We start from the raw sequence: 24177 nt of genomic DNA on the forward strand, positions 1-24177 counted from the left end.
GCGGCGGTCAGGTCCGGCCGTCGGTCCGGAGATCCGTCGCCATCCGATCGCGTTCCGCGATCAGGACCTTCTCCCGTTGGCGCATGGCGGTCGCCGTGGCGAAGTCACCGGCGTCGAGGGCGGCGTCCTTCGCCGCCCTCGCCTGGCTCAGCTCCGCGGCGAGGTTCCGGGCCCGCATGTTGGCCCCGTCGATGGCGGACCGTGACTGGGGGACGGCCTCGGGCGGCGGCGGGATCTCCCCCGCGGCGTCGATGGCGGCGAGAGCCCGGCGGCGGCCCTCCGCGCGGTCGATGCCGACGTGGTCGAGGATGTCGGCGGCGACGCCCTCCTGCTCGGACAGCAGCCCGAGCAGGAGGTGCCCGGAGTCGACGTGGGCGTGGCGGAGCTGCAGGGACTCACGCAACGAGGTCTCCAGGACGTGCTTCGCCCGCGGAGTGAACGGGATGTGCGACGGCGCCTTGGGCGCACCCGTGCCGACGGCCGCCGCGACCGCCGACCGGGCGTCCGCCAGCGTCAGGCCGAACGAGGCCAGGGTGACGCCCCCGGGCCCTGTCTCCTCGTGGACCAGGCCGAGCAGCAGGTGCTCCGCGCCGATCTCGCCGTGGCCGAGCCCTCTGGACTCCTCCTGCGCGAGGACCACGGCACGCCGGGCACTGTCGGTGAATCTCTCGAACATCGGCGGTCCTCTGGACGAATCCGCGTTCCCCTTCCAGGATATCGCCGGGCCGGCCGACAGGCGCGCGGCCGCCGCGGTGTGGGCGAGCTCAGCCGTCGGCGCGTGTCGTTCCTGACTTGACCCTGGCCGACTGGCGCAATTGTCTGGGGTCATGGTCGAGATGAACGTGGCTCAGCGCATGTGGCGGCTGTTCGAACCGGTGCATGCCGTCACCTATTTCGCGCCGGCCAGCCTGGCGGCCTGGGAGACCGCCGGGCTGCGTGGCTACTGGCGCGGGTACTTCGCCGGCCGGGCGGCGCCGCTGGGCCCGGTCGGGGCGGGGCCGGTCGTCGGCGCCTTCTTCGGGTTCGCGCCCGCGATGGTGGCCAGGGCACTGCCGGACGTCTGGACCCGCGTCTCGCCGGAGGAGGCGCTGGCCGTTCGGCTCGACGGCGCTCGCGCGGCGCTCGGGCCGCTGGTCGCCGGCATCGGCGCGGGCCACCTCGCCGAGCTGGCCGCACTGTTGCGGTCGGCGGCCGAGCGGGTGCCGGTCGCCGGTCGGGTGCTCGGCGCCGCGAACGGCGCGCTGCCCTGGCCCGACGACGCGCTCGGCGCGATCTGGCACGCCGCCACGATCCTGCGGGAGCATCGCGGCGACGGACACGTCGCCGCTCTGGTCACCGCGGGTCTCGACGGCCCGGAGAGCCTCGTCTGGCGGGTCAGCAGGGGCGGCACCGAGCGCGCCTTCTACCAGCAGATCCGCGGCTGGACCGACGGCGAGTGGGACGCGGCGGCCGACCGGCTACGGGCCCGCGGCTGGCTGGAGGCCGCCGGCGAGCCGACCGAGGCCGCGCTCGCCGCCGCCGGTGACCTGGAGGCGACGACGGATCGCCTCGCGGGTCCGCCCTGGGACGCGCTCGGCCCGGACGGCGTCGACCGCGCCGCCGCGCTGCTGGCCCCGGTCGCCCAGGCCGCGGCCACGCTGCTGATGTGGCCAAACCCGGTCGGCGTCCCCGACCCGCGGACCGCGGTCGCCGGCTGACCCGCCGATGCCGCGCGTTCCCGGCCAGGCGCGCCGGGCGACGCTCGACAGCGGAACGACGCTCGACAGCAGGAGGAGACGTCCGTGTCCCAACACCGCCGGTCGCTGGTCGTGACCGTTCCCACCGAGGAACTCCGGGCGGCGCTGGCGTCCGAGCCCGCAGCCGTCGTGCTGGTCTGGGACCTGTCCGGCGAACCGCCTCGGCCGGACCTTGACGTCGTCGTCGTGCCGTACATGTCCGATCTGGCTGTGCTCTCGGCACTCAAAGGTCTGCACCCCCTGCTGGTCCAGAGCCAGTCCATCGGCTACGAGGGGGTCAGCGCCGCGCTGCCCGCCGGCCTCACCTTCAGCAATGCCGCCGGAGTCCACGAGGCGTCCACCGCCGAGCTGGCCGTCGGCCTGATGATCGCCAGCCAACGGCGGCTGCCGGCCCTGGTACGCGCCCAGGCGGATCGCCGGTGGGCGCACGCCGGATCACTGTCGCTGGCGGACTCCACGGTGATCGTGGTCGGGCAGGGCGGCGTCGGCAGGGCGATCGCCAGTCGTCTGCGGCCCTTCGAGGTCGAGATCATCCGCGTGGCGAAGACCCGCCGCGACGGCCCCGACGGCGCCATATCGGCGGTCGACGAGCTGCCGGGCCTGCTACCCGACGCCGACGTCGTCGCGCTCGCCGTACCGCTGGACGCGAGCACGACGGGCCTGGTCGACCGGGACTTCCTGGCCGCGATGAAGCCGGGCGCCCTGCTGGTGAACGTCGCCCGCGGCAAGGCGGTCGTCACCGAGGATCTCGTCGACGCGGTCCGCGCCGGCCGGGTCCGCGCCGCGCTCGACGTCGTCGACCCCGAGCCGCTGCCACCGGAACATGCCCTGTGGAACCTCGACGGGGTCCTTCTCACCCCGCACGTCGGTGGGCACAGCGCCGCGATGGGGCCACGCGTCGTCGCGCTCGTCCGCCGCCAGATCGAGGCGCTGTCGCGGGGTGCGCAGCCGCACAACGTCGTCATCCCGCCGGGGACCTGAACCGCGCTGGCCTCGGAGTCAGCTGACGCGCCGGCGCGCCGTCATCGGCTGGCCGGCCTCGCCCGCGCCCGTGCCCTCGACGTCGTCGCGGCGGATGTCGCCTCGTCGCCGGCTCGCGCCCGGACCGGATCCGGGCGCGGGTCGGGGGCCGTAGCGCAGCCTGAGGGTCACGGCATCGGGCTCCGGGCCGCGGTCGGGCTCCGGGACGGCGGCCAACACGGGCGGGCGGCTCACCCGAGTGGGCAGGATCCGCGATCCGGTCGGGCGGCGGCGTTGGATGGGCTGTTCGACCAGGTAGTACGAGGCGGACGCCAGGGCCACCGAGATGCCGCCGATGGCCAGAACCGCCGGCCAACGGCCAAGCGCGCCGGTCAGGTCATGGCCCCAGTGCGCGACCACGGGAAAGTGCCAGAGATAGAAGCCGTAGGAGATCCGGCCGAGCCAGGCGAGCGGCGGCGCGGCGAGGCCGCGGAACAGCCAGCCCGTCGTCGCCCCCTGCTCCAGGGCGAGGACGACGACGCCTGCGAGCAGCGCGACGACGGTGTAGCCGCCGTAGGACAGCGAGGTCGGCCGTGGGCCCCAGCCGGTCGGCGCCGTCACCGTCGCCACGGCCAGCAGCGCGAGCGCGACCGGACCCGCCACGGGCAGCGCGACGGCGACGCGGTCGAGGCGGCGGCGCCAGACGAGCGCACCCTCGCCCACACCGTCCGCGCCGCGCCGCGCCGCGCGCAGCCAGGCGGCCAGCGCGCAGCCGACCAGCAGCGCATCCGCGCGGGTGTCCAGCGCGAAGTACGTGCGCGTCCCCGACGCTCCCAGCGCGATCAGCACGTCGCGCCACAGCACGACAGCGGCCACCCCGCCCAGTAGGACCATGGGCAGCCGGCGGACGAGCCTCGGCCGGCGACACAGGGCGATCAGCGCCAGCGGCCAGAGCAGGTAGAACTGCTCCTCCAGCGAGAGCGACCAGGTGTGCCCGAGCCAGCCGGCCCCCGTGGACTGTCGCACCACCTGGAAGTAGTTGTTCACGTACAGCATCGACGAGGCCAGGCTGTCGAGGAACTCCGACCGCTCGCCAGCCGTGCCGACCCCCAGCAGCACGACGGCCATGAAGCCGACGAGGGCCAGCAGCCAGAACGCGGGCATCAGCCGGTAGGCGCGCCGGACGTAGAACCTCCGCAGCGACACTCCGCCGGTGCGGTCCCGCTCGGCCAACAACTGACCGGTGATCAGGAAACCGCTGAGCACGAAGAACACGTCGACGCCCAGGTAGCCGCCGGGCAGCGAGTCCATGTGGAACACGAGCACGCACAGCACCGCGAGCGCCCGGATGCCGTCCAGCGCGGGGTTGTAGCCACCGCGCCGGGCACCGCCGCGCTCCCGGGCACCGGCTTCCCTGGTTCCGGCTTCCCGGGCCCCGGTGTCCCGGGCGGTCTGCCCAGGGAGGCCGAAGGAGCCGGTCCGGCCGGCCGGCTGGGTACGCGACCGTAGCTGGACGGGCATCCGCGGCAGCGGGTCGGCCAGCGGGGCGTCTGTCCGCTTCCGGGCCGCCGGCGGGCGGCTGCCCGTCACCGTGTCCGTGCGTCGCGATCCGCGTTCCGGGTCGTGTCCGTGCTCAACCATCCGCACTCCCCTCAGAACTGTCGGACTGCCCAGCTCCTGTCCTTTTGCACCTTCTATCCCGCGAACCTTGGTATGACCTGTCAGACAAACCCGGCGACCACGCCGACAGCGGTCACCATGGGCCACCAGAAGGTTACTGAAGAGCTCCGCCGAGACCCAGCCGATCAACATCCGCCCGCCGGCGCGCGCCGCGCGGCCGGCCGTCAAGGTGAGTGGCCCGATGGTGGCAGGAGCTATCCCCCGACTGTCGTCACGACCTCGCCTAGAGCGAGAACGACACGCCACCGACAGGGAGATCGACGATCGGTTGGCCCGGCGGCGGCAACCGTCCCCCGTAAGCCCAGAACCGCCGACAGAGCAGCGCCTGCCGGTGGTTCATATCGGCCCGGGCGGTCCGGTCTCCAGCCTTCTCGAACATCACGCCACCAGCAACGGAAACACAATCCTGGTGTCCGGTTCTCGCCTCGGGCACCGTCGGCTACACACCGGACACAGGGTCTGGTTGACAGCAGATCCACTCCTTTCTTACGTTCGGGGCGGTTCGTACTGGACGTCCTGGCGAATTCCAGAAACCGGTACCACAAGTCCCGAGGGTAATAGCTGGGGGGGCACGCCAACGAACTAAGGAGACGACTCGTTTCATGACGTCCCCGTCTGGAAAGCGCCGCGCCGCAGGGCCGGTGACCGGGAAGGCACTGACGTTTTTCGTCAGAACGATTCTTCTCGCGATGGTGGCCGCCGTCGGACTGTCGGCCTGCCTTCCGTCCCCGGGCTCCGGTGGCGGTGGCGGTGGTCCACTTCCGTCATCGTCCGCCTCGGCGACGTCCACATCCACGCCCACGCCCACGCCCACGACAAGACCGACGACGCCGGGCAGTCCGACGGGCACGCCCACGACGCGGCCCACGCCCACGGCCGGGACGCCCACGGCCACTCCGCCCTCGCCGACCTCCGGCGGAGGCGGTACGAATCCGGCGGCGCCCGCGCTCAGCGGCGTCGGCTACGCCGACCGGGACGAATGGGCGAAATGGCGTGGCTGGCCCGTGCAGATCGCAGAGACCTGGAATGACGCCGCGGATACGACGGCCGGCGGCGCCACGACCTGGAAGTCGATGAACGCGCTCTGGTCCACGCACCAGTACTTCACGGACGCGCATTGGCCGGGCGAGCTCTCGCTCGCGCAGCCAATGTTCGCGAACGACCAGAACTACCAGACGTGCGCCACCGAGGACCAGATCAAGACCTTCATGGGCGAGCTCGTCAAGGCATGGCCGACGAAGGACGCATTCCTCCGGCTGAGCTGGGAGTTCAACGGCAACTGGTACCGCTGGAGCGCCAAGCCGGGCGACGCGGCCAACTTCAAGTCCTGCTGGATCCGGTGGTACAAGATCGTGAAGGGCGTCTCTCCGGGTTTCAAGCTGGTGTGGAACCCCAACGCGGAGAGCTCGGACGGAAGCCTCAACGTGCTCGATTTCTGGCCGGGCGCGCAGTATGTCGACGCCGCCGGGCCCGACCTCTACGCCAACAGCGACAACGGCAAACTACGCGACCCCAACAAGCTCGGGTCACACGGCGAGCCGGTGGGCATCGCCGCCTGGCAGGCCTGGGTCGCCAGGCAGGGCGTCCCGTTCGCGGTCCCGGAGTGGGGCGTGAACGGCGATCCGAACTGGGGCTCGACCGACCCGGCCTACATCACGCAGATGCGCACGGCGTTCGAGAAGGCCGTGGCCTCGCCGTCCGGCCTGGCCTACGAGGACTACTTCGACGGGTCGACCGCCTACAGCTGCAAGTTCACGCTGCACGACAAGGAATGCGGTTACGACTACCACGCGGCCGACGCGAAACGCTATCTGGAGCTCTGGAAGGCGCCGTACGTGAAGCCCTGACCGCACGCCCGGTCAGGTAGCCAGCGAGCGGCCCCCTCCTCCACGGGAGGGGGCCGCCGCCCGTCGGTACGTCCCGGGCGTGCTTCCGGTCTCCCGTCTGAAGGCGGCCGTGAACGCGACGTCGGACTGGTAGCCGACCTGGGCCGCGGTCGCGGCGACTGTCGTCTGCTGGTCGCGCAGCAGTGTCCGGGCCCGTTGCATCCGCAGTGAGAGCAGGTAGCGCATGGCCGGCTCGCCGACACAGGCCGTGAAGCGAGCGGCGAACGCCGCCCTCGACAGCCCGGCCGTACGGGCGAGTCCGGACGGCACGGTCCTGCGCTTTTACCACTTCACCGACCCCACCGACGGGCTGGCCCGCGTCGAGTTCCGCGACGGACAGCACATCGGCACGCACTACTCTCCTCCGCCGGAACGATGACGCCTATGAGTCCTTCTTCAGCCTTCAACGGTCCGGCGGCCGCGGCGGAGGCCGGAGAGGGTATCCCCCTGGGCCGCGAGAGTTAGCGACCTTGATACTCCGAGACATGCACGAATGGGCTGGTAACCACCGCTTAGCGATGGCAAGCCCGCTCGAAACAGCCGCACCTCGCGGTCGACCCGTCTCGCGGGTCACGCTCGGGCTCGGGACGGTGCTGGTCGCGGCGCTCACGCTCGCGGGTGAGTGGCCACTCGTCGAGCACGCCGCCCCCGAGACCACGGCGGTCGTCCTGGTCAACCTGGTCATCACGGTCGGCTTCGTGGCCACCGGGCTGCTGTGCGCGGGCGACAACCTGCTCGCCAGGCTCGGCCCTTTTTTGATCATTTCTGGAGTGCTCTGGGCGCTGTGGTGGGGGGAGGTGTGGCACCGCGATCCGATGGTCTTCGTCGGGTACGAGGCGGGGACGTGGTTCTGGTTCGTCCTCGCTCACGGCGTCCTCGCCTACCCGGGAACATGGCGCCGGGACCGGTCGGAGAAGGCCTTCCTATGGCTGACGATCGTGTCGCTGCCGGTCCTCAGCAATGCCATGCCGCTGCTGGCCCCGCCGGCGCGCTGGGGATTCAGCGACGAGATCTGGTGGCCGACCGTCTGGGACAGCCCGACGGCGTTTCACCTGGTGGCCTGGCTGGCGATCGCCGGCTACGGCGCGTCCACCGCGTACTTCGGCATTCTGTTACGCCGACGCCTGCGCGCGTCCGCGCCACATCGACGCCGGCAGCTCGTACCTGTGGTCGTCGCCCTCCTGATCGCCAGCACCGCGACCACCGTGACCTCGACGCTCGTCCTGGGATCGCCCGTCACGGAGCACCTGTACCTGGCCTACCCGCTCACCGCGCTCGCGCTGGCGTTCGTCGCGGGGTCGTTTCTGACCACCGGGATTCGGCACCGGCTGGCTCGGGCGAAAATCGTCAACCTGCTGGCACGCCAGCGCAGGCCTCCCACCGTCGAATCGGTCCGCTCGGCGCTGCGCCAGGCTCTGCGCGACGACACGGTGGAGGTGCTGTTCTGGCTGGACGCCCGCTGTCATTACGTGGACGGCGACGCGCGGACCGTCGAGCGGCTGCCCGATGCCGCGGATCGCTGTGCCGTCCCGGTCCGCTCCCGGTCCGGCGAGCCACTGGCCCTCATCCTGGTGCACCCGGCCACCCCATGGTCCTGCCCGTTGATCGAGGTCACGGTCTCCGCCGCCCGCTTCGCGCTCGAGAACGTCCATCTGCAGGCGGCGATGGGGGCGCAGCTGGCCGAGCTTCGTTCGGCCAGGACCCGGGTCGCCGAGCTGGCCCTGCGGGAACGTCGGCAGCTGGAACAGGACCTGCACGACGGTGCGCAGCAACGGTTGCTGGGCCTGGCGGCCCGGCTGGCGCTGGCGCGGACGATCGCGAGTGACCCCGGCACCCGTGCGGCGCTCGACGGCGCCCGGGCCGAGCTGCGGGAGGCGCTCGTCGAGCTGCGGGAGTTCGCCCGCGGGATCAATCCCGTCCTGCTCAACCACGCTGGCCTGCCCGCCGCGGTGGACGGGCTGGCCGGCAGCCTGCCCATCGCGTTGAGCGTCGACGTGCCCGAGACGGTACTGCGGGCGATCAGCGACCATCCAGCCGCGGAGACGGTCGCGTACCTGACCATCAGGGAGGCGCTGACCAACGCCGCCGTACACGGTCACGCCTCGAAGGCCAGCGTCGAGGCGTCCCTCGATGGCTCCGCGCTCGTCATCGACATCGTCGACGACGGATTCGGCGGCGCCACCGTCGTTCCCGGCCGTGGGCTGGCCAGCGCCGCCGACCGCCTCGGCGGACTCGGGGGCGAGGCGTCGGTTATCTGCTCAAGGAGCGGGTCGACGACATCGACGCGCTCAAGGACGCGCTCGGCCAGGTCACCCGGGGCCGCCTGGCCATCGACGAGTCGATCATCACATTGATGATGTCGGACCGTCGCAAGCCCGCCGAGTTCGATCGGCTGTCCGAGCGGGAAAAGGCGATCCTCAGCGCGATGGCCGAAGGCCGGTCCAACCAGGGCATCGCCCAGCAGCTCAACCTCTCGCCGAAGACCGTCGAGAACTACCTGACCGCCATCTTCAGCAAGCTGGGTCTGGAGAACTCGGGTGATCACAACCGCCGCGTGCTCGCGACACTGCTGTGGTTGCGAGTGGACCGTCAGCACGCGCCGGTGCTCAGGTCCTGGGACATGCGCGGGCCGGCCTCCCCGAGCTCCCCTGGCTCGCCGGCCCTGGACCCGGTCAGGTCCTCGTCGCCACCGCCGCCGGCACGGTCGCGGTGACGGCCGTCGGGCCGCCCGGCGGGCTTTCGACGGCGAACTGGCCACCGACGGCACGGACACGGTCCGCGAGTCCCGTGAGCCCTCGGCCGGATCGGATGTCCGCCCCGCCCCGGCCGTCGTCGACCACGCGCACCACGAGGTCACGGCCACATACCGACACGGACACGCGCGTCCGTCTGGCGGCGGCGTGCCGGTACACGTTCGTCAGCGCCTCCGAAACGGTGTAGTAGACGGCGAGCTCGATCTCGGGGGCGAACCGGCCATCGACGACATCGGTCTCGACGGCGATGGGCAGCGTGCCCGCGGCGAGGTCGATCGCGGCGCGCAGGCCGGACTCCCGCAGCACCGTCGGGCCGGTGCCGGCCGCCAGCGCACGGATGTCCCGGAACGCGGCCCTCAGCTCCCGATGGGCGGTCTCGACGGCCTCGGTGACCCGGGGATCGTCGGTCTGGCGCCGCACCTCACCCAGCTGCGCGGCCACCGCGAGCAGCCGGCGTCCCGTGGTCGCACGCAGCTGGTCTCGCAGGTTCTGGTGCTGGGCCACGCCGTCGCGGACAAGCCGGTCCAGCGCGGTCTCGGCGAGCTCAGCACGTTCCCGCATCATCATCTCCAGCCGGGCGTTCTCGAGCAGGAGACTGATCGCGGCCACGGTCGCCTCGACGACGTCGAGGTGGCGGTCCAGATCCGGGCGAGCGACCAGCAGCCCGACGAGAACGTCGTCCGCTGACCGGATGGGAATAAGCAGGCGTTCGTCATCCAGAGGCGGACGGCACGGGTTGCCGTCCACGTCCCAGTACCCGCCGGCCCCGTCGGCCACGAGGAGATCGGTCGACGGCGCGTCGAGCGTCCGCCGCACCAGGTCACGCACCATCGCCGGATCCACGGCGTCGCCGTCGAGGCCGGCGCTGGAGCGTGACTGGCCCGTGCGGCCCGTCGCCCGGTCGGGAGTCGAGGCGACGAGCAGCTCGGCCAACGACTGGCCGACCTCCGCGTGGGCGATCTGGCGTCGCAGGTGCAGGACACCGAAGGCGACCGGGACGGCGAGAACCGACAGCATCGACGGGAGCTGGCCCAGGCTGATGCGCGAGCGGGTGAAGTCCGCCAGGTACCACGTGGCCTGGCTGGCGGCCAGGCCAGCGACCACGAACGTCGCGAAGATCGGGATCAGCAGGTGCCTGTCCAGACGCGACGCTCGCCTGACTCGGCGGACCAGCAGGACCAGCAGCGTCACCGCGAGCGCGGTCGTGAAGAGCACAGCCCCGGTCTGGGTCGCCTGGGACAGGGGAAACGAGGTCACCAGAGTGGGCCACCAGGCGCCTGCGGGGTATTCGACCCATTCCGCGGTCGTGAACAAGGCGGCGGCGTTCCAGGTGACCGGCAGTCCCACGACCGTGACAAGAAGGAAGGCCCGCTCGACGCGGCCGTCCGTCCGGCCGGTGGGATATGTCAGCACGGCGACGACGGTAGGAACCCAGAACAGTACCCACCCTTCAAACCCGAGGTAGGCCCACACTCCGCCGTCCCAGGTGTAAAGCCAACGGCTCGCCCATAGGAGGCCAGACAGCACAAGGCATGCGCCGAGGCCGAACATCCGCGGGTCACGGGCGATCATGGCGCCAACCAGCGCGAAGACGCTACAAATGAGCACGTTTAGCGCTACCAGTGCGGGATCGGATCCGCCTGCCGGCAGCTGGCACACGAAAGCGGTCGCCGCGGCGGCCAACGGCACCAGCACCAGCCAGACCACAGAGCGCACCGAGGTGTCCTCGGTCACATCCTCTGCCTATTTACGTCGGTGCACCACCGCCACTGAGCGCCAGTTATGGCCGACGCTCCAATCTCTCCCATCGACCGGCATTTTATCCGGTTCACGCCTTTTGACGGGCAGCAGGCCCGAGACAGTACCGGAGGCGTCCCGTTCGGGCTCCCTCACCGGGGGCACGACGCCGCCAGCCTGATCGTCAGGCGTAGCCGTTGGTCGAGCTGACGAGCCGGACGCCAGAGTCGTCACGGGTCAGGACCTGCGCCAGCGCGGAACCGACGGATGGCGGGCCGCGTCGATAGCGATATCGATCGTCCTGGTCTTGGAGATGCGATGTTCTCGTACGCCAGTCGCCTGCTACTGGTTGTTCCCATCCTCGCACTGGCGGGTGCCGCCAGCTGTGGCCAGCCGACAACCGCCGACTCAGCGCCGGCTGACTCCGCGCCGGCGGCCTGCGACGCGTCGCCGCCGGCAGCGGCCGACGAGGGCGCGACGGACTTGCGGGACTGGTCCACCACCGTGGACCGGGCGGAGTCCTTCCGGACCATCCGCGAGCTCACGGCCGCCTCGGACGCGGTGGTCCGGGTGTGCGCCACCGACCGGACCGAGGTCGTCGCGATCTCGGGTCTGCCCTTCACGATCACTGACGTCGACGTGACACAGACCATCCGCGGAGACGTCCCGGAGACGATCCGGGTCCGGCAGACCGGGGCCGCGCCGGGAACCGAGGTCCCGGAGCCGGGTGGCGATACAACCGTTTCCCACGTCCTGGGTGAGATCCTGCTGCGGCCCKGGACCCCGTACTTCCTGTTCCTGGACGCCTTCGAGCGCCCGGGAGAGGACACCACCAACCAGTACGCCGTTGTCGGCGTGCTGGCCGGCCTCTACCGCGAGGAGTCCGGCCAGGCCCGCCTCCTCGACCCCGAGTCCCCGGGGCTTCCCTCGGTCCTGCCCATCGAGGACCTCATCTCCGAGGTCACCGGCTAGACACCGGGGTGCAGAAGGGTGAAGTCCTGGTTGACGCGGCGGACTGTCAGGCGGGTTGTCGAGAGCAGGCCCGGCAGATGTCGGCGAAGACGTCGACGAACGGTCGGTTGTCGACCGTGCGCCAGACGACGGCCAGCTCGCTGGGCGGCAGTCCGCTGACCGGCCGGCAGACGACGTCGTCGCGGTGGTAGATCTCGGCGTTTCCGGCGGAGAGCAGAGTGATTCCCAGTCCGGAGGCGACCGCTTCGAATGACTCCTCGGCGGTCTCGGCCTCGCCGGCAATGACGGCCGGGGACTGCCGGGCCGCCGCCCCGAGCCAGAAGTCCCGTTGGGCGCCGGCCGTCCTCGGCAGCGCGATGAAGGGCTCGTCGACCAGTTCGGCGAATGGCACCGTGGGAAGGCCGGCGAGGCGGTGCCGTGGCGCGAGCGCGACCCAGACGTCCTCGCGCGCCACGACCCGCCAGGACAGCGCGCCGGTGTCGGGCACCGGCAGCCAGGCGATCGCGACGTCCACCTCGCCACTGCCCAGGCCAACCGTGGGATCGGCCCAGGAGACCTGGCGGAACATCAGCTTCCAGCCGGGAAGGCGCTGTTCCAGCCGCGCGGTGACGGTCGGGATGAGCCCACGACCTATCCGCGTCTGAAATCCGACGCGCACCGTCGTCCCGGCCTGGGTCGACGCCTCCGACACCGCCAGCAGCRCCGCCTCCCAGTCCTCGGTGAGCCGCCGGGCATGCGGCAGCAGGGCCTCTCCGGCCAGGGTCAGCCGGACCRTCCGCCGGTCCCGATCGAACAGAGCGGTCCCCAACGACCGCTCCAGCTGGCGGATCTGCTTGCTCAACGCCGGCTGCGAGATGAACAACCGCTGGCTCGCCGCCCGGGAGAAGCTCTGTTCCTCGGCGACTGCCAAGAAGTAACGGAGATCCCGCACATGCACGTCCATAACCACTGGTTATAACAACAGGTCTTGGACCAACGCCGAGGAACCAGGCACGGTGGTCTGGCGGGGCTACCGACCGCCCCAATTCCCAGTGCCAGTGCCCAGTTCCCAGTGCCCAATACCCATGCCCAGGCCCAGGGAAGGCGACCATGCAGGCACTCGTCTACGACCCGGACCGGCCGGCCGGCCTCCGGCTGGCGGAGGTGGTCGAACCGGCTCTCCGGCCCGATCAGGCGTTGGTCGACGTTCGAGCGATCTCGTTGAACTTCGGCGAGCTGGCCTACCGGGCGGGGCGCGCCCAGCCCGGCGAGGTCCACGGGTGGGACGCCGCCGGGGTTGTCGCCGCCGCCGCCGAGGACGGCTCTGGCCCGGCACCCGGCACGCCGGTCGTGACCTTCGGCTGGGACGGCGCCTGGGCGCGCCGCCGGGCCGTTTCCACCGCGGACCTGGCGGTGCTGCCCGTCACGCTCGATCCAGGCGCGGCGGCGGCGCTGCCCGTCGCCGGGGTGACCGCGCTGCGCGCGGTCCGCCGGCTGGGTTCGGTCCTCGGCCGCCGGGTGCTGATCACCGGAGCTTCCGGTGGGGTGGGGCGGTTCGCGGTACAGCTGGCCGCCCGCGCCGGCGCCGAGGTCGTCGCGTCGGTCGGGAGCCCGGCGCGCGGCGAGGGGCTCGACAGCCTGGGTGCCGCCGAGATCATCATCGGCCCGGCGAACGCGACCGGAACGGTCCACGGGGTTCTCGACAACGTCGGCGGACAGCAGCTCGCCGAGGCGTTCTCGCTGCTCGAGCCGGGTGGTGTCGCGCTGGCCATCGGCAAGGCGTCCGGCCAGCCGACCACCATCGACTTCGAGGCGGAACGGCACCGGTCCGGCGACCGGCGGATCGAGCCGTTCGTCATCGGCTCCGAGCTGGCCGAGGACCTCGGCTATCTCGTCCGGTTGCTCGACCGGGGCGAGCTGGACCCGCAGATCGGCTGGCGGGGCTCCTGGGAGCGGGCCGCCGAGGCCGCCCAGGCGCTGCTGTCGCGCCGCGTCGCGGGCAAGGCCGTCCTCGACCTGCCGGCCTGACGAGACGACGTCAGGTCAGAGGTTCGACGAGCAGAGGTTCTGGTTCTACGAGCAGAGTGCAGAGGAGCGCGAACGTGGAACTCGGTGTCAGTGGTCTGAACGCGAAGGCGACGGCCGGTCCGGAGGCGACCGTCCGCCTGGCCCGGCTGGCCGAGGAGCTGGGATATCGCTCCTGGTGGGCCGGTGAGCACGTCGTGCTGCCCAGCCCCCGGGTGCCGGCCTCGCCGATGGAGGCGACCGACCCGATCCTCGACCCTCTGATCCATCTGACCTACGTGGCCGCGGTCACCGAGCGGCTCGAGCTGGGCACCGGAATCATCATCCTTCCCCAGCGCAACCCGCTGGTTCTGGCGAAGCAGGTGGCGAGCCTGGACGTGCTGAGCGGAGGGCGGACGCTGCTCGGCGTCGGGGCCGGCTACCTGGAGCCGGAGATGTCCGCCATCGGAGTGCCGATGGCCGGGCGCGGCCGGCGCACGGACGAGTACCTGGACGCGATGACCTCACTCTGGCTCGATCCCCGGCCCGCCTACAGCGGGCAGTACGTCTCGTTCGAGGACGTCGACGCGCATCCCCGGCCCGTGCGCCCGGGCGGCCCGCGCGTCGTGATCGGCGGCCACAGCCCGGCCGCCTACCGACGCGCGGTCGCTCGCGGGCACGCGTGGTTCGGCAACGGCACCCCCGCCGACCTGACCACCCACCTGTCCGGACTGGCCGCGGCGGCGGCCGAGGTCGAGCGACCAGCCCGGCTCGGCCGGCTAGAGATCATCTATATGCAGCTCGATCCGATCGAGGTCACCGCCGCCGCCGCCCGCCGGTACGCCGAGCTCGGGGTCGACCGTCTCCTGGTGTATCCGCTGCCGATCGAGTCGGAGAAGGACGTCGCCGCGTTCCTGGAACGGCACGCCTCCCTGTCCGGCTGACCCGCTGACCCGCTGTGGCGACGCAGGCCGCGCGCGGGGGCGCGTCCCGGGTCCGATCGAGTCACGCACCGAACTCGCGGCTCGCTACGCCTCGACCGCCGCCGACTGGGCGCCCGATCCCTTCCAGTCGACCAACTGCACGATGATGCCGTTGGGGTCGCGAACCTGAAAGGCCCGCTCCCCCCACTCCTCCTCGGTCAGCGGCATGGTGATCACCACGCCCTCGCTCCGCAGCCGGGCGAGCTCGCCTTCCAGGTCGTCGACGACGAAGGCGAGGATGAGCCCGCCCGCGCGATCGTCACGCTGGTCGGCGGGAAGCGTCGGCAGGCCGCGGCGCAGGAAGACGACGTTCAGGCAGGCGTCGTCGCGGGCGAGGGAGGCGAATCCCTCCGCGRCCAACTGCTCGGTGAAGCCGAAGTGCCGGGTCAGGAATCCCGCCGACGCCGCCACGTCGTCGACGTTCAGCGAGACCGCGGCCGAGGTGATCTTCATGGTGGGCCCTTCGGGATCGACAACTCTGTACGGCGTACATCGTACATCGTACATCGTTCGATGTACGAAGATGGCCAGGTGACGGATGAGCGCTCGGGATCTGGTGACCCGGCACGCACGCTGGCGCTGCTGTGGGGGAAGCCGCTGGCACCRTCGCGTCGTGGACCGGCCCGGGGGCTGGAACTGACGGCCGTRGTCGACACCGCCATCGGGCTGGCCGACCGCGAGGKGCTGGCCGCGGTGACCATGCGAGCGGTCTCCCGGGCACTCGGTGTCGTGCCGATGACCCTCTACACCTACGTGCCAGGAAAGGCCGAGCTGCTCGACCTGATGCTGGACGCGGTCTACAGCCGGATGCCACGCACGGACACCACGGGTGCGCCGTGGCGCGCACGGCTGACCGCCGTCGCCGACGAGAACCGGGCGCTCTTCGCCGCGCACGCCTGGGCCGCCGGGATCTCGACCCTCCGCCCGCCGCTCGGGCCCGGCCTCATGGCGAAGTACGAGCACGAGCTGTCCGCGTTCGAYGGGCTCGGCCTCGCCGACGTCGAGATGGATGACTGCCTGACCTACCTGCTGTCCTTCGTCCAGRCCAATGCCAGGGAGGCGCACCAGGCGGCCACCGCGGCGACAGCCGGCGACGACGCGCAGTGGTGGGAGCGGGTCGGCCCGCTGCTCGTCCAGGTGCTCGACGAACGGCGCTATCCGCTGGCCAGCCGGGTCGGCACCGCCGCCGGCGAGGCGCACGGCAGCGCCCACGACCCCGACCACGCGTACCGCTTCGGCCTCGCCCGCGTCCTCGACGGCCTGGCCTCCCTCATCGAACGCGCTGAGCCAGGTTCGCCGGGCAGGCAGGTCAGCGCCGACGGCACCGGTTGAGGCCGAATCGATCACCCGTCAGGTGTGATCGCACACGATCTCGGCCGGGCCTCGGGATGGCGGGACCGCTCGCCGGGATGCACGGATCAGGCCGGGCCAGAACGCGCGACCCGAAAGCCGACATCGTCGACCTGGTAGCTCGGATGGCTGCGCCGCCGCACGGAGGCCCGGCAGCTCCGGTGCTCGTCGGCCCACCCGCCGCCGCGTAGCACCCGGTAGGTGCCGTAGACCTCGGCGTCGTAGACGTCCCAGCACCAGTCCCAACCGTGGTCGCGCCCGCCAGGTGATCGACGTCGTCGAGTTCCGCTGGGAGGCCGTGTCCGTCGACACCGGCGACGTGGTGGGCGGGGGCCTGGAGATCGTCGTGCTCGACGACGACGGCCGGATCAGGACCGACTACATGTTCCCGGGAGTCTGATCTCCAGCCGCGGGGCGCGCCGCCCCGGCGGCCGCCGCGAGAGCTTCGGCCGTCGCCGGGTCGACCGGCAGGAACGCCTCCAGTTTCAGCTCGGCGAGGGTCACGTCAACGGCGGTGGCGAAGGTCGTCACCGTCGTCATCAGGCGCAGCTCGCCGCGCGATGACGCCAGGTGGAGCGGGACCGCGAAACCGAGCAGCCCGTCGGACGGTCCCAGGTCGGGTACGTACCCCATCAGCTCGGCGCGCAGCTCCGGCAGGTGGCCGAGGCGCGCCAGGATGTGGCGTGCCCATTCGGCGAGGTTGCGGATGCGGGGCGCCACGCCCTCGGGATGCAGCGCGAGGCGGTAGACGTTCCGGCCCGGGCCGACGAGCTCGGGCCGGGCGCCTTCGGTGATCAGGTCGAAGGCGTCGTTCGCGGCGATCAGGTCACCGGCGCCGTCCACGACCAGCGCCGGGTACGGCAGGTGCCCGCGCAGGATGTGGTCGATCGCGGTGCGGACCGGGGCCAACACCGGGTCGCTGAGCACGCTCTCCGGGTAGACGGGCGCGTACCCGGCCGCCAGCAGCAGCTCGTTGCGCTCCCGCAGGGGCAGTTCGAGTGACTCGGCCAGGCGCACCACCAGCCCCCGGCCTGGGGCGGACCGGCCGGACTCGATGAAGCTGAGATGCCGCTGGGTGGTGCCCGCCCGCAGTGCCAGGTCGAGCTGGCTGAGATGGCGGCGGGTACGGCGTTCGCGTAGCGCGCTGGGGAACTCCACCCGCCTGTTCTAACGACGTCGGTGGCGCCCGGCCATTCCCTGGCGGGAATTGTCGCCGTCCGCGCCGKCCGTGAGCATCGGCGGCATGGACATCGGTGTGCTTCTTCCGACCGGGGCCGCCCAGTGGGGCGCGGACGGCGACCCTCGAGAGCTGGTCACGTTCGGCCGTGCGGCCGAACGCCTGGGATTCTCCTCGCTCTTCGTCAACGACTCGCTGATCAGCCCGCGCATCGAGGCGCTGACGATGTTGGCCGCGCTCGCCCCRGTCACCGAGGCGGTCACCTTGGGAACGGGGGCACTGCTGCCGTTCCTGCGCCGGCCGATCCAGGCCGCCCAGTCCCTGGCGTCGGTCGACCTGCTGTCCGGTGGCCGGCTCACGGTAGCGGTGGGCGCGGGCTTCCCAGGTCGTTTCGGCCGGCCCTTCTACACCCTTTCCGAGGTGCCGTGGGAACGGCGCTTCGCCCGGCTGGACGAGACGGTCGCGCTGTGGCGGGCGCTGTGGAACGGCGCCGGCTCGTTCCACGGCGAGATCCTCAGGTTCGACGACGTCCCGCCCGCGACCAGGCCGCCGCGGGCGGGCGGGCCGCCGATCTGGCTCGGGGGCGCGACCCAGGCCGCGCTGGCCCGCGCCGGGCGGGCGTACGACGGGTGGCTGCCCTATCCGCCCGACCCGGCCGACTACGCGTCCGGGCTTCGGGAGGTCCGCACGGCGGCGACCGACGCCGGCCGCGCCGCCGAGGACATCACCCCCGCGCTGTTCGTCTCGGTACGGATCGACGACGACGTCGAGAGCGGCCGCCAGGCGCTGGACGCCTACGCGCGCGCCACCTACGGGATGCCGCTGGAGGAGCTGGAGAAGATCCAGGCGGTGGTCACCGGCTCCGCCGACCAGGTCCTGGCGGGGCTGGCCCGGTACGTCGCCGGCGGCGCGCGGCACATCGTCGCCCGCCTGGGTGCTCTGGATCTGCGTTCCCAACGCGACCAGCTCGAGCGGGTCGCCGCCCTGATCCCCGCCGTCCGGGCATCGGCCCATACGGATCACGTCTAGATAGTTGCTATCTGGAATTAACTATCGTATGGTCGGGCGCATGCACGAACGAACGGACATCGAGGAGTTCTCCGGCGCGGTCATGGCGCTCGTGAACCTCATCCGGCGCGGCCAGGCCAGGGCGTTCGACACCGAGCTGGTCGCCGTCATGCAGCTGCTTGCCGACGGCCGTGCCCTCCCCCCGAGCGAGATCGCCGAGGCTCTCAGCTCCCCGCGCCCCTCCGTGACCCGAAGGATCCAGGCACTCGAAGCCGCCGGAAAGATCGAGATCCACCCGGACCCAGACGACCGCCGGTCGTACCGGGTGGCGCTCAGCGCGGCAGGCCAGGCGGAGCTCGACGACCTGGCCGCGAAGGGCATGAAGCTGTTCGCCACCTGGGTGAGCGCATGGACGCCGGCGGAGGTCCGGACGTTCTCGGCACTCGCCAGGCGGTTGACGGACGGCGCGGTCACGCCACCGGCACCAGCACGCGGGAACGCCTGGTGGCGGGAGCAGCAGGCATGACGAGCCACGCGCCCGGCATCCCCTCGATCGCGGCCCGCCCCGTGACCTCCCGGCGTTTCTGGGGTGCGGTGGGCCTGGCGGCGCAGCTCGTCTTCACCGTCGGCTGGCTGCTCGCGGGCACCTGGCAGGGCCCCCGCTACGACGCGGTCCGGGATTCGATCAGTGACGAGACCGCGCTCACCGCGCCACACGCCTGGCTCCCCATCACCTGCCAGCTTCTGGCCGGTCTGGGCACGATCGCCTTCGCGCTGTTCGGGCTACGGCCCGCGCTGACCACCGCGGGCAGGACGGCCAGATATGCCCCGTGGATGCTGGCGGGTGGAGCCGTGGCCTACCTGGTCATCTTTCCCCGGCTCCCCTGCCGCCTCGCCGACACGGCCTGCGGCGTCCACCAGCATCTCTACAGTGCCGGAGGACTGACCGACGCCATCGCCTCGGGCGCCCTCATCGCCCTGCTCGCCGTCGCGCCCTTTCCCCTCTGGCGACGCATGCGCGAAATTCCTCGCTGGCGTCGCCTTCGACCCGTGATGCTCGGCGCCCGTGTCCTCGGCCCGATACTGCTGATCGCCACCGCCTCGCAGGGCCCCTACGCGCCCGGCTCCCAGGAAGGCCTGTTCGAGCGGATGCTGGCCCTCACGGTCGCGGTCTGGATCTGCGCGCTCGCCGCCAGCCTCCTGGTCTCGTCGAATCACGACACCGCGGCGGGCAGCCCCGACTCCTGGAGCGGCATACCTCCCTTCCCCACCGACCCAGGGCACTGACCCACGCCGCCTCACGCGGGCAGAACGGCCACCTGGGTCTGGTGGAAGGTCGGGGTTTCGGCCTGGTCCGCGATGGCCTGGGCGAGTTGGCCGTAGCCGAGCACACCCTCGAACAGACGGTGGCCGACCGGCGGTTCGACCAGAAGGTAGCCCGCCGCGTCACCGGCGCCGTCGGCCCGCAGGCCGGCCGGTGGGGTCACGACCAGCCAGTCGAGCTCGGTGCCAAGGCCGCGCAACGCGGGCAGCTCACGAGCATGCGCGCGCGCGAACGGCAGCAGCGGCGGTGGAAAGACGTCGGGGTCGTCCATGACCGTTCGCCCGTCGGCCAGGGGCAGGGTGGCGAACAGCCCGATCGTGACGATCCGGGCGGGTGGCGACGTCCGTGCGGCGCCGACGACCGCGGCGACGACGTGCTCGTAGAACGCCTCGTCGAAGCCGTCGAACGAGGGCGGCGGCGCCGAGAAGGGCGTCACGGCGACCACGACGACGTCGGCGTCACGCAGGACGTCGAGGAGGTCGGCGCCGCGGGTGGCGTCCGCCTCGGCCACCTCGACACCTTGGTCCGCGAGACAGCGGTGTCGACGGGCGTCGCGGACCACCCCGGTCACTCGGTGTCCCCGGGCGAGGAGTTCCTGGCTGACGGCTCGTCCCGCGCGACCACCGGCACCGAGCACGGCGACCCGCGCCGACGCGGCCGCTCGGGGTACCGCCGCGGTGAACTGTGTTCCTGTCATGGCGGCCAAGCTAGGGACCGGTAGGCCGGTTACCGCAACGTGACTGGCTACCGTTGGCGGAGTGGACGGAGTGGAGAAGACGGCCGACGCCCCGACATTCGACCCGGCGTGCCCGATGAGTGCCTTCCCGGTACAGATCGGCGACAAGTGGACCGCGATGGTCATCCTGTGCCTCGAGGCCCGACCACGGAGATTCACCGAGCTAAAGCAGAACCTCGGGTCGGTGAGCGCGAAGGTCCTAACCGACACCCTTCGCGCGATGGAGCGTGATGGCCTGGTGAGTAGAAGCGCCTTCGACGAGAACCCGCCCCGGGTGGAGTACCAGCTGACCGCACTCGGCCGGTCGCTTCTGCAGCTGGTCGAAGCGGCCCGGAACTGGGCCCGGGACAACCTCGACGACCTGTTGTCGGCCCGCCGGAGGCACGACGACACGCTTCTCGACGGTCGGGTTGGGCTGAGGGCTGGCGGCTCTAGCGGGGCGTGAACCGGCTGCCGTCGCGGCGGATGCGCAGGGCCCGTTCCCCAGCGAAATGGGCGGGGACGACCAGGGCGTCCGTGTCGGCGGCGCGGCCGAGGACCCGCTGACGGGTCTCGGCGGCTTGCCGTGGGTCGTGGCAGAAGCAACTGGACACGTGTGGCTCCCAGAACCGCATGGGTCGGAGGACCGCCGTGGCAGTGGTCGTGACCGAGCAGCAACGCCGGGAATGCCCGGTGACCGGCGTGCTGCACCGCGTCGGCAACAAGTGGAGCCCGGTGGTCATCGGACTGTTGGCCGACCATCCCTATGGCTTCAACGAGCTCGACCGCGCCATCGAAACGATCAGCCGCCGCGTCCTGACCAGAACCCTGCGCGTCCTGGAAGCCGAGGGATACGTTCGCCGCACGACCCTCGATGGCCGCGCCGCCCGGGTGGAGTACTCCCTCACCGACCGCGGAACCTCGCTGCACGAGCAGCTGCTCGCGTTCAACCAGTGGGCCCTCGACCATCGCGGAGGGGAGAGGGCGGAGGCTGACGCCTAGCGCGTTGTCGCCAGGTCGGCAGAACTGGTCCTCTCTCCCTCCGCGATCCGGCGAAGCTACCAGGCGATGGAGTTGGGGTTGGTGCCGCGCAGGAACGGCAGGCGGGTGGCCCTCGCGGTGGCGATGTCGATGCGGTAGGCGGCGCCGCCGCCGTCGATGACCATCAGGAGCTTGCCGGCCGGGTCGAGGGCCATCTCGGTGAACGTCCAGAGGTCGTTGCCTCGGTTCTCCTTCGGCTCCTCGAACAGAACCCGTAGCTGACGCCCGGTGGCCGCGTCCAGCTCGACGACGCGGGTCACCGGGGTCCCGTCGGAACGTTGCTGGGCGGCGATGACGTAGACCCGGGTGCCGCCGACACCAAGAAGCGGGGTGATCATGGTGTCCAGCTGCAGACGCGTCGGAGGCGAGGTGTTCGGCGGCAGCTGCGGTGGCAGGGGCCCGTCCGTCCCCCAGCCGAAGATCGGCTTGATGGTGCCGTCCCGGACCAGCGAGACCTCGTGGCCCGCCGCGTCGATCGTCAACCGGTACGCGAACCCTCTGGGCGTGGCATGGTCGTAGGCGAAGGCGTGGAACACGCGCGGATCGCCCGTCGCCTCGACCGCCGTGAAGAACTCCCCCGACCGCGGCTGGACGCTCGCGGTGACGGCGCCGGTCAGCGCGTCCCGCACGGCGATCTCCTGGTACTGCCCGTCGGCGATGTTCGTGAGGAAGTAACGAGCCGGGAATCCGGCCTCGGCGACGGCCGCCGCCCAGGGGTCGCCCGGTTTACGGAGTGCCTGGGGCAGCACGATCGCCGAGACGCCGACCAGGAGCAGGACGACGACGCCGACCAGCACAGGCACGAGACGCCGCGCCCGGCCCGCGCGCGGCTCGCTCCGCCGGTACCAGTTCCGATACCGACCCCGCCGAGCCAGGCTGGCGGGCGATACCGGCGCCCTTCCGGGTGCCGGATCGGTCGTCACCAGGTCGGCTGTCGCGGCGGTCGCGTCGCGCAGGCGGTCCTCGAGGGCGGCCATGGGTCGGGTCACCACGCGATCGAGTTCGGCATCGTGCCCCGCGGGAACGGAATGCGGGTGGCATGGGTGGTCGCGATGTCGACGCGGTAGGCGCCGCCGGCTCCGTCGACGACCATCAGCAGACGGCTGCTCGGGTCAAGCGCCATCTCGAAGAAGGTCCAGACGGTGTTGCCGTGGTTGACGTATGGCCGCTCGAACAGGATCCGGAGCTGCTTGCCGGTGGCGGCGTCCAGCTCGATGACGCGGGTGACCGGGGTGCCGTCAGCGCGCTGCTGGGCGTCGATGGCGTAGATCGTCTCGCCGTCGCCGCTGAGGATCGACGAGGCGTAGCCGTTGCCGCCCGCCCGCCAGCTGACGACGCGCCGCGCGTTCGCGAGCAGGTCACCGCCGGGTCCCGTGGTGTCGAGGAGCCACAGTCCGGCCTTGTCGGCTGGTTGCTTGTATCCCATGTCGCTGAACTGGAAGGCGAGGTAGCGCCCGTCTGTCGACCAGCTCAGGTCCGTCGTACCGCCGGGCCGGTCCGCCGTGAAGTGCGTGGCGTGCCCGGTCCGCACGTCCACCACATCGATCCCCGCCGGCGGAAGTTTGCCGTTCGTGACGGGGGACGGGGCCGGGTACGCGAGCCGCCTCCCGTCCGAGGACGCGGCGAACGAGCCGCCACTCCACGGCTGCGAGCCGGTGTTCACCTCGCTCAGCGAGACGACCTTCCCGGCGGCGTCGATCGTGAGCCGGTAGGCCCTGGCCGCGACGAGGCCGGCGTTGCCCGTGACGTAGAAGACCCGCGGGTCGGCCGTCGCGGAGACGGCGGAGAACTCGGTCCCGCCGGGCGGTGGCACCGAGTCGGTGACCTCCCCGGTCAACGCGTCGCGGACCGCGATCTCCATATAGCCCGTGCCGGCCCCACCCATGTTCGTGACGAAGTAGCGGGCCGGCGAGACGGCCGGGGCACCCGTCGTGGCCGGCGTCCGGTCCGGCTGCCGCACCACGCGGGGAAGCAGAACCGTGCCGCCGACGACGAGCAGGACGACGACGGCGATCAGCGCCGGCACAAGCCAGCGGGCGCGACGGCGCGCCTCGCCGCCCCGCTGTGCGCCGCCCCGCGACGCGCCGCCCTGAGGGACGTCGCCCCGAGGGACGCCGCGTTCATACCAGCGCTGCCGGGCGAGGCCCGCAGGCGACATCGCGACGGGTTCGGTCACGCGCCACGCCGCGGGTACGGACGTCGTGGTCACCAGCTCCGCCGCCGCGGAGGTCGCGTCGCGCAGTCGGTCCTCGAGGGCGGTCATTGCGCCCCCTCCCCGAGCTGGCGGGCCAGCGCGCGCAGCGCGCGGGTCGCGGTGGAGCGGACGGTCGCGGGCGTGATACCGAGCATGTCGGCGATCTCGCCGTCGGAAAGGTCCAGGTAGTAGCGCAGCACGAGGACCTGCTGGCGCCGCGGCGCGAGGCGGCGCAACGCGGCCATCACCTCGCGACGGTCCTCCCGGAACATCGCGGCCGACTCGGCCGACCAGATCGGAGGATCGTGGCGGACGCCGAGCCGGCCCAGCACAGCCCGGCGGCGCAGCACGCCGCGGGCGCCGTTGAGGACGGCGGCCCGGACGTAGGCATGTGCGCTTTCCGGGTCGCGCAGCCGCGACCAGTGCCGCATCAGCCCGACGAACGCCTCCTGGACGACGTCCTCGGCTGTGCGCTGATCGCCGAGCAGCACGACCGCGAGTCGCAACAGCCCGGGGCGGTGCTCGCCGAACAACTGCCCGACGGAGGCGTAGGGGTCGGCCACCGGTTTGGCGGAGCTGCCGTCGCTCGGCTCGGGGGTCGGCGGATCCACGGAGGGGAAGTCTCGCGCGGCAGTCACACCTGGCCGCGCGGACGGTTCTGGGCGCACATATCTAGAG

28 protein-coding genes and 1 pseudogene are annotated in these 24177 nt (G+C 71.7%); 16 read left to right on the forward strand and 13 right to left on the reverse strand.

The window, feature by feature from the left end; genetic code table 11:
- Nucleotides 1–7: 7 nt before the first annotated feature.
- The gene (locus BCD49_RS45800; RefSeq protein ID WP_007509391.1) at nucleotides 8–676 is read right to left on the reverse strand and encodes a Clp protease N-terminal domain-containing protein; all 669 of its coding nucleotides are present in this window, start codon (nucleotides 674–676) and stop codon (nucleotides 8–10) included.
- A 151-nt stretch (nucleotides 677–827) separates the two neighbouring features.
- On the opposite strand from BCD49_RS45800, the gene BCD49_RS05155 reads away from it, so the two are divergent.
- Both BCD49_RS05155 and BCD49_RS05160 read left to right on the forward strand, forming a co-directional pair.
- Nucleotides 828–1697, forward strand: a complete 870-nt coding sequence (locus BCD49_RS05155; protein WP_007509389.1) for an SCO6745 family protein — start codon at nucleotides 828–830, stop codon at nucleotides 1695–1697.
- An 84-nt stretch (nucleotides 1698–1781) separates the two neighbouring features.
- Nucleotides 1782–2717 carry a 2-hydroxyacid dehydrogenase gene (locus BCD49_RS05160; protein ID WP_007509387.1) on the forward strand — a complete coding sequence of 312 codons (936 nt, stop codon included), beginning with the start codon at nucleotides 1782–1784 and terminating at the stop codon, nucleotides 2715–2717.
- An 18-nt stretch (nucleotides 2718–2735) separates the two neighbouring features.
- Here the strand turns inward: BCD49_RS05160 and BCD49_RS05165 are convergent, their stop codons facing one another.
- A complete protein-coding gene (locus BCD49_RS05165; protein WP_007509385.1) occupies nucleotides 2736–4337 on the reverse strand; it encodes an acyltransferase family protein in 1602 nt (533 codons plus the stop codon).
- A gap of 1043 nt (nucleotides 4338–5380) precedes the next feature.
- Between BCD49_RS05165 and BCD49_RS40285 the strand changes: the two genes are divergently transcribed.
- Nucleotides 5381–6223 (forward strand): glycosyl hydrolase, encoded by an 843-nt coding sequence (locus BCD49_RS40285; protein WP_232794159.1) that lies wholly within the window; start codon nucleotides 5381–5383, stop codon nucleotides 6221–6223.
- A 12-nt stretch (nucleotides 6224–6235) separates the two neighbouring features.
- On the opposite strand, the gene BCD49_RS05175 is transcribed toward BCD49_RS40285, so the two are convergent.
- The gene (locus BCD49_RS05175; RefSeq protein WP_083401266.1) at nucleotides 6236–6532 is read right to left on the reverse strand and encodes a helix-turn-helix domain-containing protein; all 297 of its coding nucleotides are present in this window, start codon (nucleotides 6530–6532) and stop codon (nucleotides 6236–6238) included.
- Between BCD49_RS05175 and BCD49_RS43400 the strand changes: the two genes are divergently transcribed.
- The 3 genes from BCD49_RS43400 to BCD49_RS05190 all read left to right on the forward strand — a co-directional run bounded on the left by BCD49_RS43400 (nucleotide 6447) and on the right by BCD49_RS05190 (nucleotide 8975).
- Nucleotides 6447–6641, forward strand: a complete 195-nt coding sequence (locus BCD49_RS43400) for a hypothetical protein (RefSeq protein ID WP_007509380.1) — start codon at nucleotides 6447–6449, stop codon at nucleotides 6639–6641. The two genes, BCD49_RS05175 and BCD49_RS43400, sit on opposite strands and share 86 nt — an antisense overlap.
- A gap of 139 nt (nucleotides 6642–6780) precedes the next feature.
- The gene (locus BCD49_RS05185) at nucleotides 6781–8616 is read left to right on the forward strand and encodes a sensor histidine kinase (protein ID WP_007509378.1); all 1836 of its coding nucleotides are present in this window, start codon (nucleotides 6781–6783) and stop codon (nucleotides 8614–8616) included.
- Nucleotides 8616–8975, forward strand: coding sequence for a response regulator transcription factor (locus BCD49_RS05190; protein ID WP_007509376.1), 360 nt, complete (start codon nucleotides 8616–8618; stop codon nucleotides 8973–8975). The genes BCD49_RS05185 and BCD49_RS05190 overlap by 1 nt, the downstream gene beginning before the upstream one ends.
- On the opposite strand, the gene BCD49_RS05195 is transcribed toward BCD49_RS05190, so the two are convergent.
- Nucleotides 8935–10731, reverse strand: coding sequence for a sensor histidine kinase (locus BCD49_RS05195; protein ID WP_007509374.1), 1797 nt, complete (start codon nucleotides 10729–10731; stop codon nucleotides 8935–8937). The genes BCD49_RS05190 and BCD49_RS05195 overlap by 41 nt on opposite strands.
- Nucleotides 10732–11070: 339 nt before the next feature.
- Between BCD49_RS05195 and BCD49_RS05200 the strand changes: the two genes are divergently transcribed.
- The gene (locus BCD49_RS05200; RefSeq protein ID WP_071041225.1) at nucleotides 11071–11724 is read left to right on the forward strand and encodes a hypothetical protein; all 654 of its coding nucleotides are present in this window, start codon (nucleotides 11071–11073) and stop codon (nucleotides 11722–11724) included.
- A 46-nt stretch (nucleotides 11725–11770) separates the two neighbouring features.
- On the opposite strand, the gene BCD49_RS05205 is transcribed toward BCD49_RS05200, so the two are convergent.
- Entirely contained in the window at nucleotides 11771–12667 is an 897-nt protein-coding gene (locus tag BCD49_RS05205) for a LysR family transcriptional regulator (protein ID WP_071041226.1), read from the reverse strand.
- A 146-nt stretch (nucleotides 12668–12813) separates the two neighbouring features.
- On the opposite strand from BCD49_RS05205, the gene BCD49_RS05210 reads away from it, so the two are divergent.
- On the forward strand, nucleotides 12814–13731 hold the full coding sequence (locus BCD49_RS05210; RefSeq protein WP_007509369.1) for a zinc-binding dehydrogenase: 918 nt from the start codon (nucleotides 12814–12816) through the stop codon (nucleotides 13729–13731).
- Nucleotides 13732–13805: 74 nt separating this feature from the next.
- Nucleotides 13806–14651: an LLM class F420-dependent oxidoreductase gene (locus BCD49_RS05215; protein ID WP_007509367.1), complete on the forward strand. Its 846-nt coding sequence runs from the start codon at nucleotides 13806–13808 to the stop codon at nucleotides 14649–14651.
- Nucleotides 14652–14735: 84 nt separating this feature from the next.
- On the opposite strand, the gene BCD49_RS05220 is transcribed toward BCD49_RS05215, so the two are convergent.
- Nucleotides 14736–15143: a VOC family protein gene (locus BCD49_RS05220; protein WP_071041227.1), complete on the reverse strand. Its 408-nt coding sequence runs from the start codon at nucleotides 15141–15143 to the stop codon at nucleotides 14736–14738.
- A gap of 60 nt (nucleotides 15144–15203) precedes the next feature.
- Between BCD49_RS05220 and BCD49_RS05225 the strand changes: the two genes are divergently transcribed.
- Nucleotides 15204–16022 carry a TetR/AcrR family transcriptional regulator gene (locus BCD49_RS05225; protein WP_071041228.1) on the forward strand — a complete coding sequence of 273 codons (819 nt, stop codon included), beginning with the start codon at nucleotides 15204–15206 and terminating at the stop codon, nucleotides 16020–16022.
- A gap of 86 nt (nucleotides 16023–16108) precedes the next feature.
- Here BCD49_RS05225 and BCD49_RS40290 read toward each other — a convergent pair.
- Nucleotides 16109–16285 (reverse strand): annotated as a pseudogene (locus BCD49_RS40290) (SUMF1/EgtB/PvdO family nonheme iron enzyme); the annotation flags it as partial.
- Between the two features lie 20 nt (nucleotides 16286–16305).
- Here BCD49_RS40290 and BCD49_RS45805 point away from each other — a divergent pair.
- The gene (locus BCD49_RS45805) at nucleotides 16306–16440 is read left to right on the forward strand and encodes a hypothetical protein (RefSeq protein ID WP_007509362.1); all 135 of its coding nucleotides are present in this window, start codon (nucleotides 16306–16308) and stop codon (nucleotides 16438–16440) included.
- On the opposite strand, the gene BCD49_RS05230 is transcribed toward BCD49_RS45805, so the two are convergent.
- Nucleotides 16419–17198 carry a helix-turn-helix transcriptional regulator gene (locus BCD49_RS05230; protein WP_007509360.1) on the reverse strand — a complete coding sequence of 260 codons (780 nt, stop codon included), beginning with the start codon at nucleotides 17196–17198 and terminating at the stop codon, nucleotides 16419–16421. The genes BCD49_RS45805 and BCD49_RS05230 overlap by 22 nt on opposite strands.
- Nucleotides 17199–17283: 85 nt before the next feature.
- On the opposite strand from BCD49_RS05230, the gene BCD49_RS05235 reads away from it, so the two are divergent.
- Genes BCD49_RS05235 through BCD49_RS05245 form a run of 3 tightly spaced genes read left to right on the forward strand, consistent with a single transcriptional unit; the run spans nucleotide 17284 to nucleotide 19512 of the window.
- A complete protein-coding gene (locus tag BCD49_RS05235) occupies nucleotides 17284–18246 on the forward strand; it encodes an LLM class flavin-dependent oxidoreductase (protein ID WP_007509358.1) in 963 nt (320 codons plus the stop codon).
- A gap of 40 nt (nucleotides 18247–18286) precedes the next feature.
- Nucleotides 18287–18751 carry a MarR family winged helix-turn-helix transcriptional regulator gene (locus BCD49_RS05240; RefSeq protein ID WP_232794160.1) on the forward strand — a complete coding sequence of 155 codons (465 nt, stop codon included), beginning with the start codon at nucleotides 18287–18289 and terminating at the stop codon, nucleotides 18749–18751.
- Nucleotides 18748–19512, forward strand: a complete 765-nt coding sequence (locus BCD49_RS05245) for a DUF998 domain-containing protein (RefSeq protein ID WP_007509354.1) — start codon at nucleotides 18748–18750, stop codon at nucleotides 19510–19512. Before BCD49_RS05240 ends, BCD49_RS05245 begins: the two co-directional genes overlap by 4 nt.
- 11 nt (nucleotides 19513–19523) lie before the next feature.
- Here BCD49_RS05245 and BCD49_RS05250 read toward each other — a convergent pair whose 3' ends face one another.
- Complete coding sequence (locus BCD49_RS05250) at nucleotides 19524–20246, reverse strand: NAD(P)-dependent oxidoreductase (RefSeq protein WP_232794161.1); 723 nt, start codon at nucleotides 20244–20246, stop codon at nucleotides 19524–19526.
- Between the two features lie 70 nt (nucleotides 20247–20316).
- On the opposite strand from BCD49_RS05250, the gene BCD49_RS05255 reads away from it, so the two are divergent.
- Nucleotides 20317–20730 carry a winged helix-turn-helix transcriptional regulator gene (locus BCD49_RS05255; protein WP_007509351.1) on the forward strand — a complete coding sequence of 138 codons (414 nt, stop codon included), beginning with the start codon at nucleotides 20317–20319 and terminating at the stop codon, nucleotides 20728–20730.
- Here BCD49_RS05255 and BCD49_RS43405 read toward each other — a convergent pair.
- Entirely contained in the window at nucleotides 20717–20878 is a 162-nt protein-coding gene (locus tag BCD49_RS43405; protein WP_157845265.1) for a hypothetical protein, read from the reverse strand. The two genes, BCD49_RS05255 and BCD49_RS43405, sit on opposite strands and share 14 nt — an antisense overlap.
- A gap of 37 nt (nucleotides 20879–20915) precedes the next feature.
- Between BCD49_RS43405 and BCD49_RS05265 the strand changes: the two genes are divergently transcribed.
- A complete protein-coding gene (locus tag BCD49_RS05265) occupies nucleotides 20916–21266 on the forward strand; it encodes a winged helix-turn-helix transcriptional regulator (protein WP_007509346.1) in 351 nt (116 codons plus the stop codon).
- Nucleotides 21267–21322: 56 nt separating this feature from the next.
- Here the strand turns inward: BCD49_RS05265 and BCD49_RS05270 are convergent, their stop codons facing one another.
- The 3 genes from BCD49_RS05270 to BCD49_RS05280 are packed head-to-tail and all read right to left on the reverse strand — an operon-like array spanning nucleotide 21323 to nucleotide 24110.
- A complete protein-coding gene (locus BCD49_RS05270) occupies nucleotides 21323–22282 on the reverse strand; it encodes a hypothetical protein (RefSeq protein ID WP_007509345.1) in 960 nt (319 codons plus the stop codon).
- Between the two features lie 8 nt (nucleotides 22283–22290).
- Complete coding sequence (locus BCD49_RS05275) at nucleotides 22291–23568, reverse strand: hypothetical protein (RefSeq protein WP_007509343.1); 1278 nt, start codon at nucleotides 23566–23568, stop codon at nucleotides 22291–22293.
- Nucleotides 23565–24110, reverse strand: a complete 546-nt coding sequence (locus BCD49_RS05280) for an RNA polymerase sigma factor (protein ID WP_007509341.1) — start codon at nucleotides 24108–24110, stop codon at nucleotides 23565–23567. The genes BCD49_RS05275 and BCD49_RS05280 overlap by 4 nt, the downstream gene beginning before the upstream one ends.
- Nucleotides 24111–24177 lie beyond the last annotated feature (67 nt).

Origin of the sequence: Pseudofrankia sp. EUN1h (assembly GCF_001854645.1) — a bacterium.
Taxonomy (GTDB): domain Bacteria; phylum Actinomycetota; class Actinomycetes; order Frankiales; family Frankiaceae; genus Pseudofrankia; species Pseudofrankia saprophytica.